The organism is Sedimentitalea sp., from assembly GCF_039973035.1.
Lineage (GTDB): Bacteria > Pseudomonadota > Alphaproteobacteria > Rhodobacterales > Rhodobacteraceae > Sedimentitalea.
Map to the genome: position 1 here is coordinate 299,124 of NZ_JBDWLR010000094.1, position 15,075 is coordinate 314,198.

17 protein-coding genes are annotated in these 15,075 nt (G+C 59.0%); 5 read left to right on the forward strand and 12 right to left on the reverse strand.

Annotated features, from left to right (window positions below):
* Nucleotide 1 precedes the first annotated feature (1 nt).
* Nucleotides 2–892: a lysophospholipid acyltransferase family protein gene (locus tag ABJO75_RS26410; protein ID WP_348125496.1), complete on the forward strand. Its 891-nt coding sequence runs from the start codon at nt 2–4 to the stop codon at nt 890–892.
* Nucleotides 893–894: 2 nt separating this feature from the next.
* Here ABJO75_RS26410 and ABJO75_RS26415 read toward each other — a convergent pair whose 3' ends face one another.
* Nucleotides 895–1,596, reverse strand: coding sequence for a DUF1223 domain-containing protein (locus tag ABJO75_RS26415; RefSeq protein WP_348125498.1), 702 nt, complete (start codon nt 1,594–1,596; stop codon nt 895–897).
* A 230-nt stretch (nt 1,597–1,826) separates the two neighbouring features.
* On the opposite strand from ABJO75_RS26415, the gene acnA reads away from it, so the two are divergent.
* Both acnA and ABJO75_RS26425 read left to right on the forward strand, forming a co-directional pair.
* Nucleotides 1,827–4,574: an aconitate hydratase AcnA gene (gene acnA / locus ABJO75_RS26420; protein ID WP_348125500.1), complete on the forward strand. Its 2,748-nt coding sequence runs from the start codon at nt 1,827–1,829 to the stop codon at nt 4,572–4,574.
* Between the two features lie 67 nt (nt 4,575–4,641).
* Nucleotides 4,642–5,331 carry an SDR family oxidoreductase gene (locus tag ABJO75_RS26425; protein ID WP_348125502.1) on the forward strand — a complete coding sequence of 230 codons (690 nt, stop codon included), beginning with the start codon at nt 4,642–4,644 and terminating at the stop codon, nt 5,329–5,331.
* Between the two features lie 6 nt (nt 5,332–5,337).
* Here the strand turns inward: ABJO75_RS26425 and ABJO75_RS26430 are convergent, their stop codons facing one another.
* The 10 genes from ABJO75_RS26430 to yajC all read right to left on the reverse strand — a co-directional run bounded on the left by ABJO75_RS26430 (nt 5,338) and on the right by yajC (nt 12,334).
* Nucleotides 5,338–5,877, reverse strand: coding sequence for a DsbE family thiol:disulfide interchange protein (locus ABJO75_RS26430; protein WP_348125504.1), 540 nt, complete (start codon nt 5,875–5,877; stop codon nt 5,338–5,340).
* The gene (gene ccmD, locus ABJO75_RS26435; protein WP_348125506.1) at nt 5,870–6,028 is read right to left on the reverse strand and encodes a heme exporter protein CcmD; all 159 of its coding nucleotides are present in this window, start codon (nt 6,026–6,028) and stop codon (nt 5,870–5,872) included. Before ccmD ends, ABJO75_RS26430 begins: the two co-directional genes overlap by 8 nt.
* The gene (locus tag ABJO75_RS26440) at nt 6,025–6,798 is read right to left on the reverse strand and encodes a heme ABC transporter permease (protein WP_348125508.1); all 774 of its coding nucleotides are present in this window, start codon (nt 6,796–6,798) and stop codon (nt 6,025–6,027) included. The genes ccmD and ABJO75_RS26440 overlap by 4 nt, the downstream gene beginning before the upstream one ends.
* A 45-nt stretch (nt 6,799–6,843) precedes the next feature.
* Entirely contained in the window at nt 6,844–7,500 is a 657-nt protein-coding gene (gene ccmB, locus ABJO75_RS26445) for a heme exporter protein CcmB (RefSeq protein WP_348125510.1), read from the reverse strand.
* The gene (ccmA, locus tag ABJO75_RS26450) at nt 7,497–8,111 is read right to left on the reverse strand and encodes a heme ABC exporter ATP-binding protein CcmA (protein WP_348125512.1); all 615 of its coding nucleotides are present in this window, start codon (nt 8,109–8,111) and stop codon (nt 7,497–7,499) included. Before ccmA ends, ccmB begins: the two co-directional genes overlap by 4 nt.
* 37 nt (nt 8,112–8,148) lie before the next feature.
* Entirely contained in the window at nt 8,149–8,502 is a 354-nt protein-coding gene (locus ABJO75_RS26455) for an Mth938-like domain-containing protein (RefSeq protein ID WP_348125514.1), read from the reverse strand.
* A gap of 1 nt (nt 8,503) precedes the next feature.
* Nucleotides 8,504–9,259 carry a sulfite exporter TauE/SafE family protein gene (locus ABJO75_RS26460; protein ID WP_348125516.1) on the reverse strand — a complete coding sequence of 252 codons (756 nt, stop codon included), beginning with the start codon at nt 9,257–9,259 and terminating at the stop codon, nt 8,504–8,506.
* A 125-nt stretch (nt 9,260–9,384) separates the two neighbouring features.
* Entirely contained in the window at nt 9,385–10,353 is a 969-nt protein-coding gene (gene secF, locus ABJO75_RS26465; protein ID WP_348125518.1) for a protein translocase subunit SecF, read from the reverse strand.
* A gap of 1 nt (nt 10,354) precedes the next feature.
* On the reverse strand, nt 10,355–12,016 hold the full coding sequence (gene secD, locus ABJO75_RS26470) for a protein translocase subunit SecD (protein WP_348125520.1): 1,662 nt from the start codon (nt 12,014–12,016) through the stop codon (nt 10,355–10,357).
* Between the two features lie 33 nt (nt 12,017–12,049).
* On the reverse strand, nt 12,050–12,334 hold the full coding sequence (gene yajC, locus ABJO75_RS26475; protein WP_348125521.1) for a preprotein translocase subunit YajC: 285 nt from the start codon (nt 12,332–12,334) through the stop codon (nt 12,050–12,052).
* Between the two features lie 251 nt (nt 12,335–12,585).
* Here yajC and serS point away from each other — a divergent pair, with 251 nt between their 5' ends.
* Nucleotides 12,586–13,878 carry a serine--tRNA ligase gene (gene serS / locus ABJO75_RS26480; protein WP_348125523.1) on the forward strand — a complete coding sequence of 431 codons (1,293 nt, stop codon included), beginning with the start codon at nt 12,586–12,588 and terminating at the stop codon, nt 13,876–13,878.
* Nucleotides 13,875–14,597, forward strand: a complete 723-nt coding sequence (locus tag ABJO75_RS26485) for a hypothetical protein (RefSeq protein WP_348125525.1) — start codon at nt 13,875–13,877, stop codon at nt 14,595–14,597. Before serS ends, ABJO75_RS26485 begins: the two co-directional genes overlap by 4 nt.
* Before the next feature lie 39 nt (nt 14,598–14,636).
* Here the strand turns inward: ABJO75_RS26485 and ABJO75_RS26490 are convergent, their stop codons facing one another.
* Nucleotides 14,637–15,023: an ester cyclase gene (locus ABJO75_RS26490; protein WP_348125526.1), complete on the reverse strand. Its 387-nt coding sequence runs from the start codon at nt 15,021–15,023 to the stop codon at nt 14,637–14,639.
* Nucleotides 15,024–15,075: the final 52 nt, after the last annotated feature.

Genomic DNA, 15,075 nt, shown 5'->3' on the forward strand with positions numbered 1-15,075 from the left:
AATGCCGGCAGAATTTTCTGATCTTTCCCGACTTGAACGTGTCAAATACTACACGGCAAACTTGTTTTTGCGCACCTTGATCGGCGGTTTCAAACTGGTTCCCTATCCTCAACGCGTCAGTGCAATGGGCTGGTTGGTTGCCCGCGTCATGGCCCCACTCGCAGGATTTGACCGACGGGTCAGGGACAATCTCCGGCTGACCTGTCCTAACCTGACCGAAGCCGAAGTCCGCCACTTGTGCCGAGCGGTGCCCAACAACGCCGGGCGGTCTCTTATAGAACTCTATTCGGGCCAGGCCTTTGTTGACCATGCAAAGGCCGCTGATGTCAGCGGGCCCGGGCTGTCAGCCCTCCATGAGGCCCGCAAGGCTGGGCGGCCCGTCATACTGATGACAGGCCATTTCGGCAACTATGACGCCGCACGCGCCAAATTGATCTCGATGGGGTTTGAAATGGGGGCGCTCTACCGCCGCATGGCCAACCCCTATTTCCATGAACATTATGTCAAGACGATTTCAGGCATCGGAACGCCAATGTTTGAACAGGGCCGCCGCGGCATGATCGAAATGGTGCGTCATCTTAAACAGGGCGGCATCATTGCAATTGTGGGTGATTTGCACGTGCAGGAAGGCGTTGAACTCGACTTTTTTGGCCAGCCCGCAATTACCTCGACAGTGCCTGCTGAACTAGCGCTAAAGCAGGATGCTGCGCTGATCCCGGTCTATGCTATCCGCAAACCCGACGGTCTCAATTTTGAGATCGTGATGCACGAACCGATCGCACATTCCGATCCTGTGACGATGACCCAAGAGATCAATAACGGGTTGGAGGCATTGGTCCGTGAACATATGGACCAATGGTTCTGGATTCACCGGCGCTGGAAAGCGGCTTAGAGCTATTTGGCAACGGCCGCCGCCACGATTTCTCCCGGCCCGGTACTTTGCAACAGGACGACGACGGGCAGGTCTCCCTCCAGATCAGTCTGCACCTCATAGGGTTCTGCACCGTCCCATTCGCCTAAATTGGTCCAATCCTCGACAACATTAGCATAGTCCAGCTTATGACCGGCATTCTCACCGCGTGTGATGTTCGCCGTCTTCAAAGGCGAATACCGAACAAGCTGAACCATCACAGGCCCATCAAGCGGTCGAGACACTGGCGCGGCGCGGATGGTCACGCGTGATCCGTTGCGTTCTGCGCTCAAGGCGACGACCGCCGGAGATGATTTTTCGCGATCAATGATCTCGGCGACTTCCATCGGGTGCGCCCCAACGACATCGTCGACGCCATTGATAATCATCTGCGGGGTATAGACCACCTCACGACCTGCCACGTGGGCATAGCCCCTCTGACGCTTGGTATGGGACGCGAGGGCGTATTCATCTTTCCAGCCGATATAGTCCCAATAGTCCACATGGAGCGCCAGCGCGATGACTCCTTTATGCTCTGCAAGCTTGTGCAGGATGGCATCGGCCGGCGGACAGGACGAACAGCCCTGAGAAGTGAAGAGTTCGACAACTACAGTTCGGCCCTGCGCGCTCAGAGATGCCGAAAAGAGCGCACAATAGGCGAGCGTTGCCACTAAAATCAGCTTCATGATGGATTGTCTTCCCTGTTGTGCAAACCGGTCTATCCATGGAAACATAGAATGACCAATCAAGGTTTGTTGAAATCACAGAACCGGCATGCGCAGGCTGCCATCCCCTTTGGCATGCACGCGTTGTGAAACGTCGCACCAAGCGGATCACTATTGATCCTGCGCCGGTCCTGATGCACACAAATACTAGCCAATTCCGATTTCCACGACTCTTCAGAGGGAGGCCAAAGATGCCCATTACCGTTGGACAGGACACAGCCAAGGCACGCAAAACGCTGAGCGTGAATGGCAAGACGATTTCCTATTACTCGATCCCCGCCGCCACCGAGGCCGGACTTGGAGATTTCTCGAATCTTCCGGCGGCCTTGAAGGTCGTGCTGGAGAACATGCTGCGCTTTGAGGACGGCAAGACCGTCAGCATTGACGACATCAAGGCCTTCGCCGAATGGGGAGCAAAGGGCGGCAAGAACCCGCGCGAGATCGCCTATCGGCCGGCCCGCGTCCTGATGCAGGATTTCACCGGCGTTCCCGCAGTCGTGGATTTGGCCGCGATGCGCGACGGGATCGTTGCCCTTGGCGGTGACCCGCAAAAGATCAACCCGTTGAACCCCGTGGACCTCGTGATCGACCACTCGGTCATGATCGACGAATTCGGCAACCCGCGCGCGTTCCAGATGAACGTCGATCGTGAATACGAACGCAATCTTGAGCGGTACACCTTTCTCAAGTGGGGGCAATCGGCCTTCAACAACTTCCGCGTCGTGCCACCGGGAACTGGTATCTGCCATCAGGTGAACCTCGAATATCTCTCGCAGACCGTTTGGACAGACGTCGACCAGAATGACGAAGAGGTCGCCTATCCTGACACCCTGGTCGGCACCGACAGCCACACGACCATGGTCAATGGTGCAGCGGTTCTGGGCTGGGGCGTTGGCGGGATCGAGGCCGAGGCGGCAATGCTGGGTCAGCCGATTTCGATGTTGATTCCTGAGGTCGTGGGTTTTGAACTGACAGGTCAGATGGTCGAAGGCACCACCGGCACCGATCTGGTGTTGAAAGTGGTCGAGATGCTGCGCGCAAAAGGTGTGGTCAGCAAGTTCGTCGAATTTTACGGCGCGGGGCTGGATCACCTTCCATTGGCCGACCGCGCAACCATCGCCAACATGGCGCCGGAATACGGTGCGACCTGCGGTTTCTTCCCGATCGACAATGAAACTTTGCGTTATCTGCGGAACACCGGACGTGACGAAGATCGGATTGCCTTGGTCGAAGCCTATGCCAAGGAAAATGGCATGTGGCGCGGTGACGACTACGCCCCGATCTATACCGACACGCTGTCGTTGGACATGGGGACCATCGTTCCAGCCATCTCCGGCCCAAAACGTCCGCAGGATTACACAACACTGGACAAGGCCGCATCGGCGTTCATGGACGTTGTTGCCGAGTATCGCGGCATCGACACCCATGATGCCGCTTTGGACATGGCGGATGAAGGGCCCACCCCGGTTCTGACACGAGATCCGCGGAAATCGGCGAAGGTCAAAGGCGAAGACTATGAATTGCGCGACGGTTCGGTCGTGATCGCCTCGATTACCTCCTGCACCAATACTTCCAACCCCTATGTGATGATCGGCGCCGGATTGGTGGCACGCAAGGCACGCGCTCTGGGGCTCAATCGCAAGCCATGGGTCAAAACCTCGCTGGCACCCGGTTCGCAGGTCGTTTCCGCCTATCTCGAAGCCGCCGGTTTGCAGGAAGATCTTGATGCCATCGGCTTCAACCTCGTGGGTTATGGCTGCACCACCTGTATCGGCAACTCTGGTCCGATCCAGAAGGAGTTGAGCGAAGCCATTTCCGACGGCGATCTGGTGGCCACCAGCGTGCTGTCAGGCAACCGCAACTTTGAAGGCCGGATCAGCCCGGATGTGCGCGCCAACTATCTGGCGAGCCCGCCGCTGGTCGTGGCCTATGCGCTCGCCGGTGACATGAACGTGGACATGGTTAATGACCCGTTGGGTCAGGACAAGGATGGCAATGACGTCTTTCTCAAAGACATCTGGCCCACATCCAAAGAAGTTGCCGATCTCGTTGCCGCCACCGTCACCCGCGAGGCGTTTCAGGAAAAATACGCTGACGTGTTCAAGGGCGACGAGAAATGGCGTTCGGTCGAAACCACCGACGCAGAGACCTATGACTGGCCGCCGACATCGACCTACGTGCAGAACCCGCCCTACTTTCAGGGCATGAGTCCCGAGCCGGGCGTGATCAGCAACATCGAAGGCGCCCGCGTTCTGGCGCTTTTGGGCGACATGATCACAACCGACCACATCAGCCCTGCGGGATCTTTCAAGGAAGAAACTCCCGCCGGTCAATATCTGATCAGCCATCAGGTGCCTGTCCGCGAATTTAACTCTTACGGTTCGCGGCGGGGCAACCACGAGGTCATGATGCGCGGCACCTTTGCCAATATTCGCATCAAGAACGAGATGCTGACTGGGGTCGAAGGTGGCTATACCAAAGGGCCCGATGGTGAGCAGACATCGATCTTTGACGCGGCCATGGCGTATAAAGAGGCCGGAACGCCTTTGGTGATCTTTGGCGGCGAGCAATACGGCGCAGGATCCAGTCGGGACTGGGCAGCCAAGGGTACAGCCCTGCTGGGCGTCAAGGCTGTGATTGCCGAGAGCTTTGAGCGGATCCACCGTTCGAACCTCGTCGGCATGGGCGTTATCCCGTTCGAGTTCACGGGCGGCGACACACGCAAGTCGCTCGGTCTGACTGGTGACGAGACGGTCTCGATCTCGGGGCTGGACACGATCACGCCGCTGGAAGACGTGCCGTGCAAGATCACCTTTGCCGATGGCTCCGAAAAAGAAATCACGATCAAGTGCCGGATCGATACGGCAATCGAAATCGAATATGTCGAACACGGTGGTGTGCTGCATTACGTGCTGCGCAACCTTGCCAAAGCCGGTTGATCCAGCTCTTATCCTGACTGATCGGGCGCCCCACGAGGCGCCCTTTTCATGTGATGAAAGGAACGAAATGAAACAGGTTGCCTTGATCACCGGAGCCGCCCGAGGGATAGGCCGCGCTATTGCCACGGATCTCGGTCAGGATCACGCGCTGGCAATCACTTATCGCAACAGCGATCCCTCCGGGTTGCTGAACGACCATCCGGACACCCTTGCCATCAAGACCGATTTCACCCAACCGGATGCGGCGCAGCAGGTGATTGATGCCATCCTCGCCAAGTACGGGCGTATCGATACGCTGGTTTTGAATGCTGGTGCCATATCGGCTGATGACGCACCTGACCCAAGCGAGGTGTTTCAAGTCAATCTGTTGGCCAATGACGCCTTGTTAAAGGCAGCGCTGCCGCATCTGAAACCCGGTGCCTCGGTCATCGCCATATCGTCAGTGAATGCGACCTTGCCCGCGATGTCGGCCGTTCTCTATTCCGCAAGCAAGGCGGCGGTGAACACATGGGTGCGCGGGATGGCCAGGAACCTTGGTGCACAGGGGATACGCGTCAACGCTGTTGCGCCCGGAGCGATCAACACGCCGGATGCGCCACGCGATGCGGACCTGACGCAGCTGTTTGTCGACAACACGGCATTGGGACGCATCGGCCGCCCCGAAGACATCGCCAAGGCCGTGCGGTTCCTTGCGTCAGATGCCGCAGGTTTCATCACCGGCGAAGTGCTGACGGTGTCCGGCGGATATCGTCTGTAAAAGCGCCTATTGCACGGTTGCAGCTTCGATCGCGGGCCGCAGCGTTTCGTCGATGATCCGTTGGGTAACCGGCCCGGCAATGCGCAAGAGGATCGTACCCGAATCGTCGATCAGATAGGTTTCAGGCACGCCATATACCCCCCAGTCCAGCGCCATACGACCTTCGAGGTCAGCGCCGACTCGCGCATAGGGATCGCCCAACTCAGTCAGGAACGCCATCGCATTGGCCGTTTCATCCTTGTAGTTCACGCCGTAGATCGGCAACCCTTCTTCAGCGAGCGCCTCAAGGTTGGGATGTTCGACCCGGCAGGGCGCGCACCAGCTTGCCCAATAGTTGACCAGCTTAACGCCGTCGCCACGCAATGTGGCATCGTCAAACGAAACCTTGTTTGGCAGTTCAGTCAACACCACCGGCGGCGCGGGTTGGCCCTTGCGCGCAGAAGGCAAAGCCTCGGGGTCGTCGCGGAACATGCCGACGGCAGCCAGTAGCGCAAAGCCCGCAAAGATCAGCGGCGGGGCGATCATCAGGGGCGAAATTTTAGCCATTGCGCGACATCCGTTTTTCAATCTCCGCCATCTCGGCACGCACACGGCGCCCGCGCCATAGGCTCAAGGCAACCAACAGCGCCAACAACAGAATGGACGCGACATACGCCGAAATCACGGTGTCTGCGTATTTGCCAAGATCAGGCATCATGCCCCTACCCTTTCTCGCGCCAGCAACGCCTTGATGCGGCGAGCGCGAATTTCGGTTCCGGTGCGATAGAGCAGCAACGCGATGAACAACAGGACGAATCCGACGATGCACAGGAACAGCGGGTAAAAGAACACGTTGCTCACCTTTTCCTCAGTATCACTTCCGGTTACAGCCCCGGTGCGCATGATTGATGCGCCCTGATGTAGCCCTTGGTTCCAGAAGTTCACAGCATAGCGTGAAAGGATCGCGAAAACAGAGCCGACAAGGCACAGAACCGATGTCAGATCGGCGGCTGTGTCCGGGTTATCGATTGCTTCCCACAAGGCGATATAGCCCAAGTAGAACAGGAACAGGATCAGGAACGACGTCAGGCGCGGATCCCACGCCCACCACGTACCCCACATGGGCTGGCCCCAGATCGCGCCAGTGGCCAGCGCGATCATCGTCATTACCACGCCGATGGGTGCTGCGGCGCGTGCAGCCAGCGCGCTGACATGATGCCGACGGACCAGCCAGATCAGTGATGTGACCAACATCATCAGCCACGCATTGATTGCCATCAGCGCGGCAGGCACATGCAGATAGATGATCTTGACGGTCGATCCCTGCCGATAGTCATCCGGGGTAAAAAAGAACCCCCAGACCAATCCGACAACGAGGCAGGCAATTGCCGCGCTCCAGACATAGGGCTGAACCCGCTCCGACGTGGTCAGGAACTTTTTCGGGTTGGCGTATTCCCAGAGGGCGTTGGCTTTGGTTGCGAGTGACATGAGAGTTATCTAGTCCGAGTTGGGGCGCTTCTCAATTGACAAAGGTCAACGCAAATTGACGCGCAGCACCGCGGCACTGGCAAATGGCAGCAAAGCCACCGTCGCGGCGGTGATCCCGGCCAGCATCAACAGCGGTGTGGCCGTGTCCATGCCAATGGCCCCGCGCCGCGCGACCTCGGCCCCAAAAATCAACGTCGGCACGTAAAGCGGCAGCACCAGCAACGACAACAGCAACCCGCCCCGTTTCAGACCTACTGTAAGAGCCGCGCCAAATGTACCAATCACAGACAGGGCCGGAGTGCCAACCAACAGTGAGGCGACGAGCCAGAAAAACCCCGGCCCCGGCAGGTTCAACAGAACCCCCAGCACAGGCGCCGCCAGCACCAGCGGCAACCCGGTCGTGATCCAATGCGCCAGCGCCTTGATCGTGACGACTGCTTCTAGCGGCAGGGGCGCAGTGGCCAGAAGGTCAAGTGATCCATCCTCCCAGTCCAGCGCCAGCAACCGATCCAGCGATAGCAGGCAGGCCAATAGCGCACCGAGCCACAGCACGCCGGGCGCGATGGTGGCGAGAAGGGACGATTGCGGCCCGACGCTGAACGGGACAAGCACCGTGAGAATCAGAAAAAACGCCAGTCCCAGCCCAAAGCCCCCGCCGGCGCGAAACGCCAGTTTCAGATCGCGCAGCAACAGGGCAATCACAGAAAATCTCCGTCAAAATCATCGACAGCGCGAGGCACTGCCTTGAACGGAGCGAGATCAAGAATGTCGGCGTCCAGACCCAAATCAATGTGCGTGGCAATCAGCGCGCTGCCGCCCTGCCCCAGATGCGCCCGAACCGCATCGGCAAACAACGCCACCGCTGCAACATCGAGTGACACGGTCGGCTCATCCAGCATCCAGATCGGCCTCCCGGTGACCAGCAGGCGCGACAGGCCAAGCCGCCGTTTCTGGCCAGCAGACAGATTGCCAGCGTGTCGGTCTGACAGGCCCTTTAGGTCAAACGCGTCCAACGCCGGGTCAATACCTGACGCACCATATACACTGGCCCAGAATGTCAGATTCTCGGTCACGGTCAGGGTCGGCTTGATGCCATCGGAATGGCCCGCATAGGCGATGCTGTCCTCTGCCCCAATGATCTGCCCCGATATCGGCAACTGAAGACCCGCAAGGGTGCGCAAGAGTGTTGTCTTGCCAATCCCGTTCGGTCCGCGCACCACCAGAGCCTGACCCGGAGCGAGCACAAAGCTCAAGCCTTCGAGGACGGGCACGCCACCGCGTGCGATGCAAAGCTCTGTGACGGACAGGGTCATGAGTGGCGAATAACCGATTGACGGTTGGCGAAAAAGCCTAAACCGGGAGCAGCGCCAGCGCGATGCGCCGCCCTTCGGCCAGCAACACGTTGTAAGTACGACAGGCAGCGGGCGAATTCATCACCTCTGCACCAATGCCGGCACTCTCAAGCTGTGTGCGCAAAGCGGTAGGAATGTGCGCAATTTCCGGACCTGTTCCGATGAACAAAACGTCGATCTTGCCCGCGAGCGCCAATAATGCAGCGGTGTCATCCAGTCCACCCCAGGCGGCGGGCCCGTCAGGCCCGGTGAGAACCGCGCCTTTGTGCACCGTGCCTCCGATCCGATAGAATCCCGGTCCATAGCCATCAACCGGCAACGCATTGGAAAATGTGATCTCATTTAGGCGCATGTCAGTGTCCCGTTCCCCAAACCGGCAGCCCAGCCAAAGCCGCACCAAAGATCAGCGCATAGGCGACGCCGCGGTAAACCCGTTCATATCTGGGCAGAAATAGCGCGGCACCGAGCAGATTGCCAACCATGTTTGGGATGGCAAGCAAGAGACCGGTGAAAAAGGGCTCCGGCGCAAGTCGCCCCGCAACCAACAACATCGCCAGAATGGCACCGTCATAGAAGCACAGGTAGAACGTCATGTTCGCCCGAATGACCCGCGCCGGATGCGGGCTTGCCATATAGGCAAAGATCACGGGCGGGCCTGGAATGCCCGCAATTCCGCCCAGAAACCCCGCTGCCGCGCCGGTCCCAAACACCGCCGCCGGGCGCAAGGTGCCGGAATAGCGCCAGCCAAACATCAGCACGCAAAGCATGGTCAGCGACACCAACGAGACGGTGGAACGGAAGATATCGGGGTCAAGAACAAACAGCGCCGCAAGGCCCAGCGGCAGCGCTAGCAGGGTTCCGAAGGCAAGCCGCGCTAGATCGCCGCGATGGGTATCGGGTGCTGCACGCCGCAAGGTCGGCAGCGGGCCAAGAACATCCATGGTCGCGAGCGTGATGACGGCCGCAACAGGATCAAGCACGATACCTGCGATCGGCAGATAGATCAGTGCTGTGCCAAACCCGGCGAATCCCCGCACCGTTCCCGCCGTCAGTGCCGCACAGGCGAGCAACAGAAGGTCGGGTGTCATCAGAGAATAGAGAAAATCCATTTGCCGGACCCTGCCCCGCTCGCCGACGAACCGCTAGGGCCAGATGCCAATACGCTCTAGCACCAGCCCTGATTGTTTCGCGATTCGGCCCAGTTCAGCGGGGCCTTGGTCCCACTGCCACTGCGTCACGCATCGACGTTGGCAAACTGATTTCCGGATGTGTTGCTGGGTTTGGACCAATCACGCTTGACGCCCAGATACAGCAGCACCGCCGACGCCACAAAGATTGAGGAATAGGTTCCGACGATAACACCCCAGATCATGGCAAAGACGAATCCACGGATCACGTCACCACCAAGCACAAACAATGAAACCAAAGCCAGCAACGTCGTGACCGAGGTCATGAACGTCCGCGACAGGGTTTCGTTGATCGACAGGTTCAACACTTCGGCAAGGGATTTCTTTTTGTATTTTCGCAAGTTCTCCCGAACCCGGTCAAACACCACCACTGTGTCATTCAGCGAATAGCCGACAATGGTAAGCAAGGCCGCGATAATCGCCAGATCAAACTTGATCTGAAGCTCTGAAAAAATGCCGATTGTCAGGATTACGTCATGGACCAGCGCCACGACAGCCCCAAGCGCGAACTGCCATTCAAACCGTAGCCAGATGTAGATCAACACCGCGCCAATCGCCAAAACCACCGCGATAACTGCCGTCTGGATCAGTTCGCCAGACACCTTTGGCCCTACGGACTCGACCGAAACGAATTTGATATCTGGAGCGACCGAAGCCAGTGCGGCCTCGACGGCTGCAATCGTCTCGGGGGTTGCCGCTTCCTGTTCATCCTGCGCCTGAATACGGATCATTGCGACGTTTTCATCATCGCCAAAGGCCGGATCGAACACCTCGCTGATCAGCACATCGCCGATGTCCAAATCGTCGAGCACGCCGCGATAGGCCCCCACATCCACGGGCTGCGCGCTTTCAGTACGGATTGTGGTGCCGCCACGGAAGTCGATCCCGTAATTCAGCCCGCGCACCATGAACGAGCCGAAAGCCACAACCATCAGAAACGCCGAGATCCCCAGCCAGACCTTCCAGTGGCTGAAGAAATCGAACGAGGTTTCCTGCGGAACAAGTTTCAGTCGCATGTCATACCTCGATGGATTTAGGGCGGCGACGATCATACCATGTCACGATGATCAGACGCGTCACATAGATCGCGGTGAATACCGAGGTCAGGATGCCCAGCCCCAGCGTGATTGCAAACCCACGCACCGGGCCCGACCCCATGGCAAACAGGATCACAGCCGTGATGAAGGTGGTGATGTTGGCGTCCAAAATTGCGCTCAGCGCCTTTTCATACCCCAATTCAATTGCCCGGGCCGGTCCGCGAGACGTCTTGAGCTCTTCGCGGATACGCTCAAACACCAGAACGTTGGCATCCACCGCCATGCCGACGGTCAGCACGATCCCGGCAATCCCCGGCAAGGTCAGCGTCGCACCGATCAGCGAGAGCAGACCGAAAATCAGGCCAATATTCAGGATCAATGCGATGTTGGCAAACAGACCGAACAAGCCATAGCTGAGCGCCATAAAGATCAGAACGGCGGCAAAGGCGACCATCGTGGCGATCTTGCCCGCTTCAATGCTGTCTTGACCGAGTTCCGGGCCGATGGTCCGTTCTTCGAGGAACTCTAGACCCGCAGGCAGGGCACCGGCCCGGAGCAGAACCGCGAGGTTGGTACTCTCTTCGACGGTAAAGTTACCTGTGATGATACCGGAACCGCCGGGAATGTGGCTCTGGATCACAGGCGCACTGATGACCTCGTCGTCCAACACGATGGCAAAGGGGCTCCCGATGTTTTCAAGCGTGTATTCGCCGAATTTGCGTGCCCCAGAGGTATTGAACCGGAAATTGACCGCAGGGCGACCATTTTGATCGAACGCTGGCTGCGCATCGACCAGTTCCTCGCCGGTAACGACCGGGGCTGACTCCAGCGTGTAAAAGGCACCGGGTTCATCCAGCGACGGAACGATCACGTTGCCGACGCCGGCGTTCGCATTGGCGTCGCTGCCGCGTCCAACGACCGGTTGGAACGTCAATTGCGCAGTCGTGCCGATGATTTCCTTGAGCTCCGAGGCGCTGCCGATTCCGGGCACCTGAATCAGAATGCGATCTTCGCCCTGCCGCTGAATCGTCGGTTCGCGGGTTCCGACCTCGTCGATCCGGCGCCGAATGATCTCGAGCGATTGACGCACGGTGCGATCATCACTGGCGAGCTTTTCGGCTTCGGATAAGGTTACGATCAGGACGTCGCCATCGCCGCTCACTTCGATGTCGGTTGAGCCGACACCCGTCAGGGTCTGAATCGGACGCGCCAGTTCACGCACCACTTCGAGCGCGCGGCCCATGCCCTCTGGCTCGCTGATCTTGACGCGAATCTCTTGCGGATCAGACGGTTGGAGGCGGATCGTCCCGATTGTCGCACGCTCGGGTCGCAGGGCGTCGCGGATCTCCGGCCACATGGCCTGCATCCGGCTTTCATAGACATCGGTGACCTTCACTTCGGCCAGTAGATGCGCACCACCGCGCAGATCAAGCCCGAGGTTCACCAGCGCACTCGGCATCCAGTTCGGCCATTGGCTGGCCTCTGCCTCAAGCGCTTCTGTCTGGCCCTGCACCTCGATTGCCGCAACGGCATCGTTGTGCTGCTCAACCCGCGTATAAAACGCGTTGGGCAACGCCAGCCATAATCCGACCGCGCAGACCGACCAGATCAGCACTTTCTTCCACAATTCGAATTGCAGCATTACCCTGCCTTTTCAGAGGGGTGAGACGCGAAGTTAGCTCGCAGGCTCGGTCTTGCTCATCACCGTGGCGATGGTCGATTTGACAACGCGCACCTTGACATTCTCGGCCAGCTCGACCTCGACCTCGTTGTCGTCCTTGACCTTGACCACCTTGCCGATCAGCCCGCCCTGAGTGACGATCTGATCGCCCCGGCGCACGGCTTCGACCATGGCTTGGTGTTGTTTGACCTTTTTCTGCTGCGGACGGATCAGCAGGAAATACATGATCGCAAAGATTAGAATGAGCGGGAGAAACTGGGCAAGTGCGCCACCATCCATGAGATGTTCCTTTGATTGAAGGGCGGACCCCGGCCCGCGATGTCGGCGGAACCTATGCGCAGAGCCGTGGGTTTGCAAGGCACGATGAGTGAGGTGTTTGAAGGCAATGTTGCGCGTGACAGAAGATCATCGGCTTTGACCCGGATGATCCCAAAACGTGGTAACCCGTTCGGCGGTGAACCGCACCCTACCATAGAACTGGATGATAAGGCATAACGCGGCAAACGACTCGCTCACCAAGGAAGACCGCCATGCATGACATCCGCGCCATTCGCGAAAACCCTGATGCTTTTGATGCAGCCCTTGCGCGGCGCGGTGATGCGCCTGAAGCGTCGGCATTGTTGTCGCTGGATGAGGCGCGGCGGTCCAAGATCCTTGCGGCCGAAACTGCGCAAGCCGAACAGAACAAGGCCAGCAAGCTGGTTGGAGCGGCCAAAGCCAAGGGCGATGAGGCCGAGTTTGAGCGGTTGCGGGCGCTTGTGTCGGAGAAAAAAGCCGAGGTGGCGGCGATGCAGGCCGAGGCCAAGGAACTGGACGCGCAGTTGACCGACAAGCTCGCCCGGATCGCCAACAGCCCGGCGGATGATGTGCCGGACGGGGCCGATGAAGACGACAATGTCGAGATCAGCCGATGGGGCGAACCGCGCGCGCTGGATTTCGCACCAAAAGAGCATTTCGAGCTTGCTGGCGTGGCTGCGTCGATGGATTTCGAATTGGCGGCAAAGATCAGCGGCAGCCGGTTCGTGGTACTGAAAGGTGCCGTGGCGCGGATACACCGGGCGCTGGCACAGTTCATGATCGACACCCATGTGGACGAGAATGGCCTGACCGAGATGAACTCGCCCGTATTGGTGCGCGACGAGGCGATGTATGGCACTGACAAGCTTCCGAAATTTGGTGAGGACAGCTATCAGACCACCAATGGCTGGTGGCTGGTGCCTACATCCGAGGTGCCGCTGACCTATTCGGTGGCGGGCGACATTGTGGAAGCGGCTGCGCTGCCGATCCGGATGACCGCACACACGCTGTGTTTCCGCAGTGAAGCCGGGAGTGCGGGCAAGGACACCGCAGGGATGCTGCGCCAGCACCAGTTTGAAAAGGTCGAGATGGTGTCGGTGACCCATCCGGACGACAGCGACGCTGAGCAAAAGCGGATGCTGCGCTGTGCCGAAGGCTTGCTCGAAAAGCTGGGTGTGCCCTATCGCACGATCATCCTGTGCACCGGCGACATGGGATTCGGCGCGCGGCGGACGTTTGATATCGAGGCGTGGATGCCCGGGCAGGATGCCTATCGCGAGATCTCCAGCGTGTCGACCACCGGCGATTTTCAGGCGCGGCGCATGAATGCAAGGTTCCGCCCCGAAGGCGGTGGCAAGCCCGAGTTCGTGCACACGCTGAACGGATCAGGGCTTGCGGTTGGGCGATGCCTGATTGCGGTTCTGGAGAACGGCCAGCAAGAGGATGGATCGGTAGTATTGCCCGATGTGCTCGCACCCTATTTGGGCGGTCGCAAGATGCTGACCGCCGAGGGTGTACTGGCGTGATTGAACGGGGTCCATTGCTGCCTGCGGTGCTGGTCGCCGCAACAACGCTCGCTTTTGTGAGTTCACCCTTGCTGGTGCCGGATTTTGGTGGCTTTGACCCGAACCTGTTCCCGGTGCCGCAGGACAATGCCCCGGTACAGCCTGCGGGATATGCCTTTGCGATCTGGGGTGTGATCTATCTCTGGCTGGTGGTCAGCGCCGGTTTCGGGTTGTTCGCCCGGGCGCGTGCGGCCGATTGGATGCCCATGCGCCCTGCCCTTGCGCTGTCGGTTGGGATCGGTGCGGCATGGTTGCCGGTGGCCATGGTCAGCCCGCTTGGCGCGACCGCTCTCATCTGGATCATGTGCGGCACGGCGATCATCGCATTGCTGCGAACGCCAGAACTTGATCGCCTGCTCGCACACGCCCCTGTCGGGCTGTACGCCGGTTGGCTGACCGCAGCGAGCTGTGTTTCGGTCGGCCTGGTATTGGCAGGCTACGGGATCATGGGTCAAACGGCCGCAGCAATCCTGGCCCTCTTGCTGGCCCTTGCGATATCTGTTGCGGTCCTGCGTTTCGCGGGCAACTTTCCGGAGTTCGGATTTTCTGTTGTCTGGGCATTGATCGCGGTCACGGTCGCGAGTTGGGATGATGCAACCGTAGTCACATGGCTGGCGGCAACCGGTGCCGGGCTGGTGGCTGGTGTGACGCTCTCAGCAGCCCGGCGCGCCCGAACGTAACCATTTTTCAATGTGCGCCGGGGTGGAACAGACCGCCCGTCAGAACAGCCCGTTATCGTTCTGCGATGTGTCCGTGATCACCTGCAGCACGTCCCAATGCTCGACAATCTTGCCCTGCGGGTCAAAGCGGAAAATGTCCATGCCAGCATAGTCATCACTGCCGGGCCATGTTTGATGACAGTGCAACACCACCAAATCGCCCTCGGCAACAGTGCGCACAAATCGTGTGTGCTTGTCAGGGTACTCGGCCGCCATGCGCTCAAAATAGTCGACAAAGGCCTCTTTGCCATCCGCGACATGCGGGTTGTGCTGGATATAGGCGTCGCCCACGTAACGCTCGATCGCCTCGCGCGGTTTGCACTGGTTGAACATCAGGTCATAAAAGGCCATCGCGTTCTTGGTGTTGGCATCGGCATTTAAGGTCATCGGCGTATCTCGCGTTGTCGCGCCCTGCAGAGGAGCGATGTTTCGGTCTGAC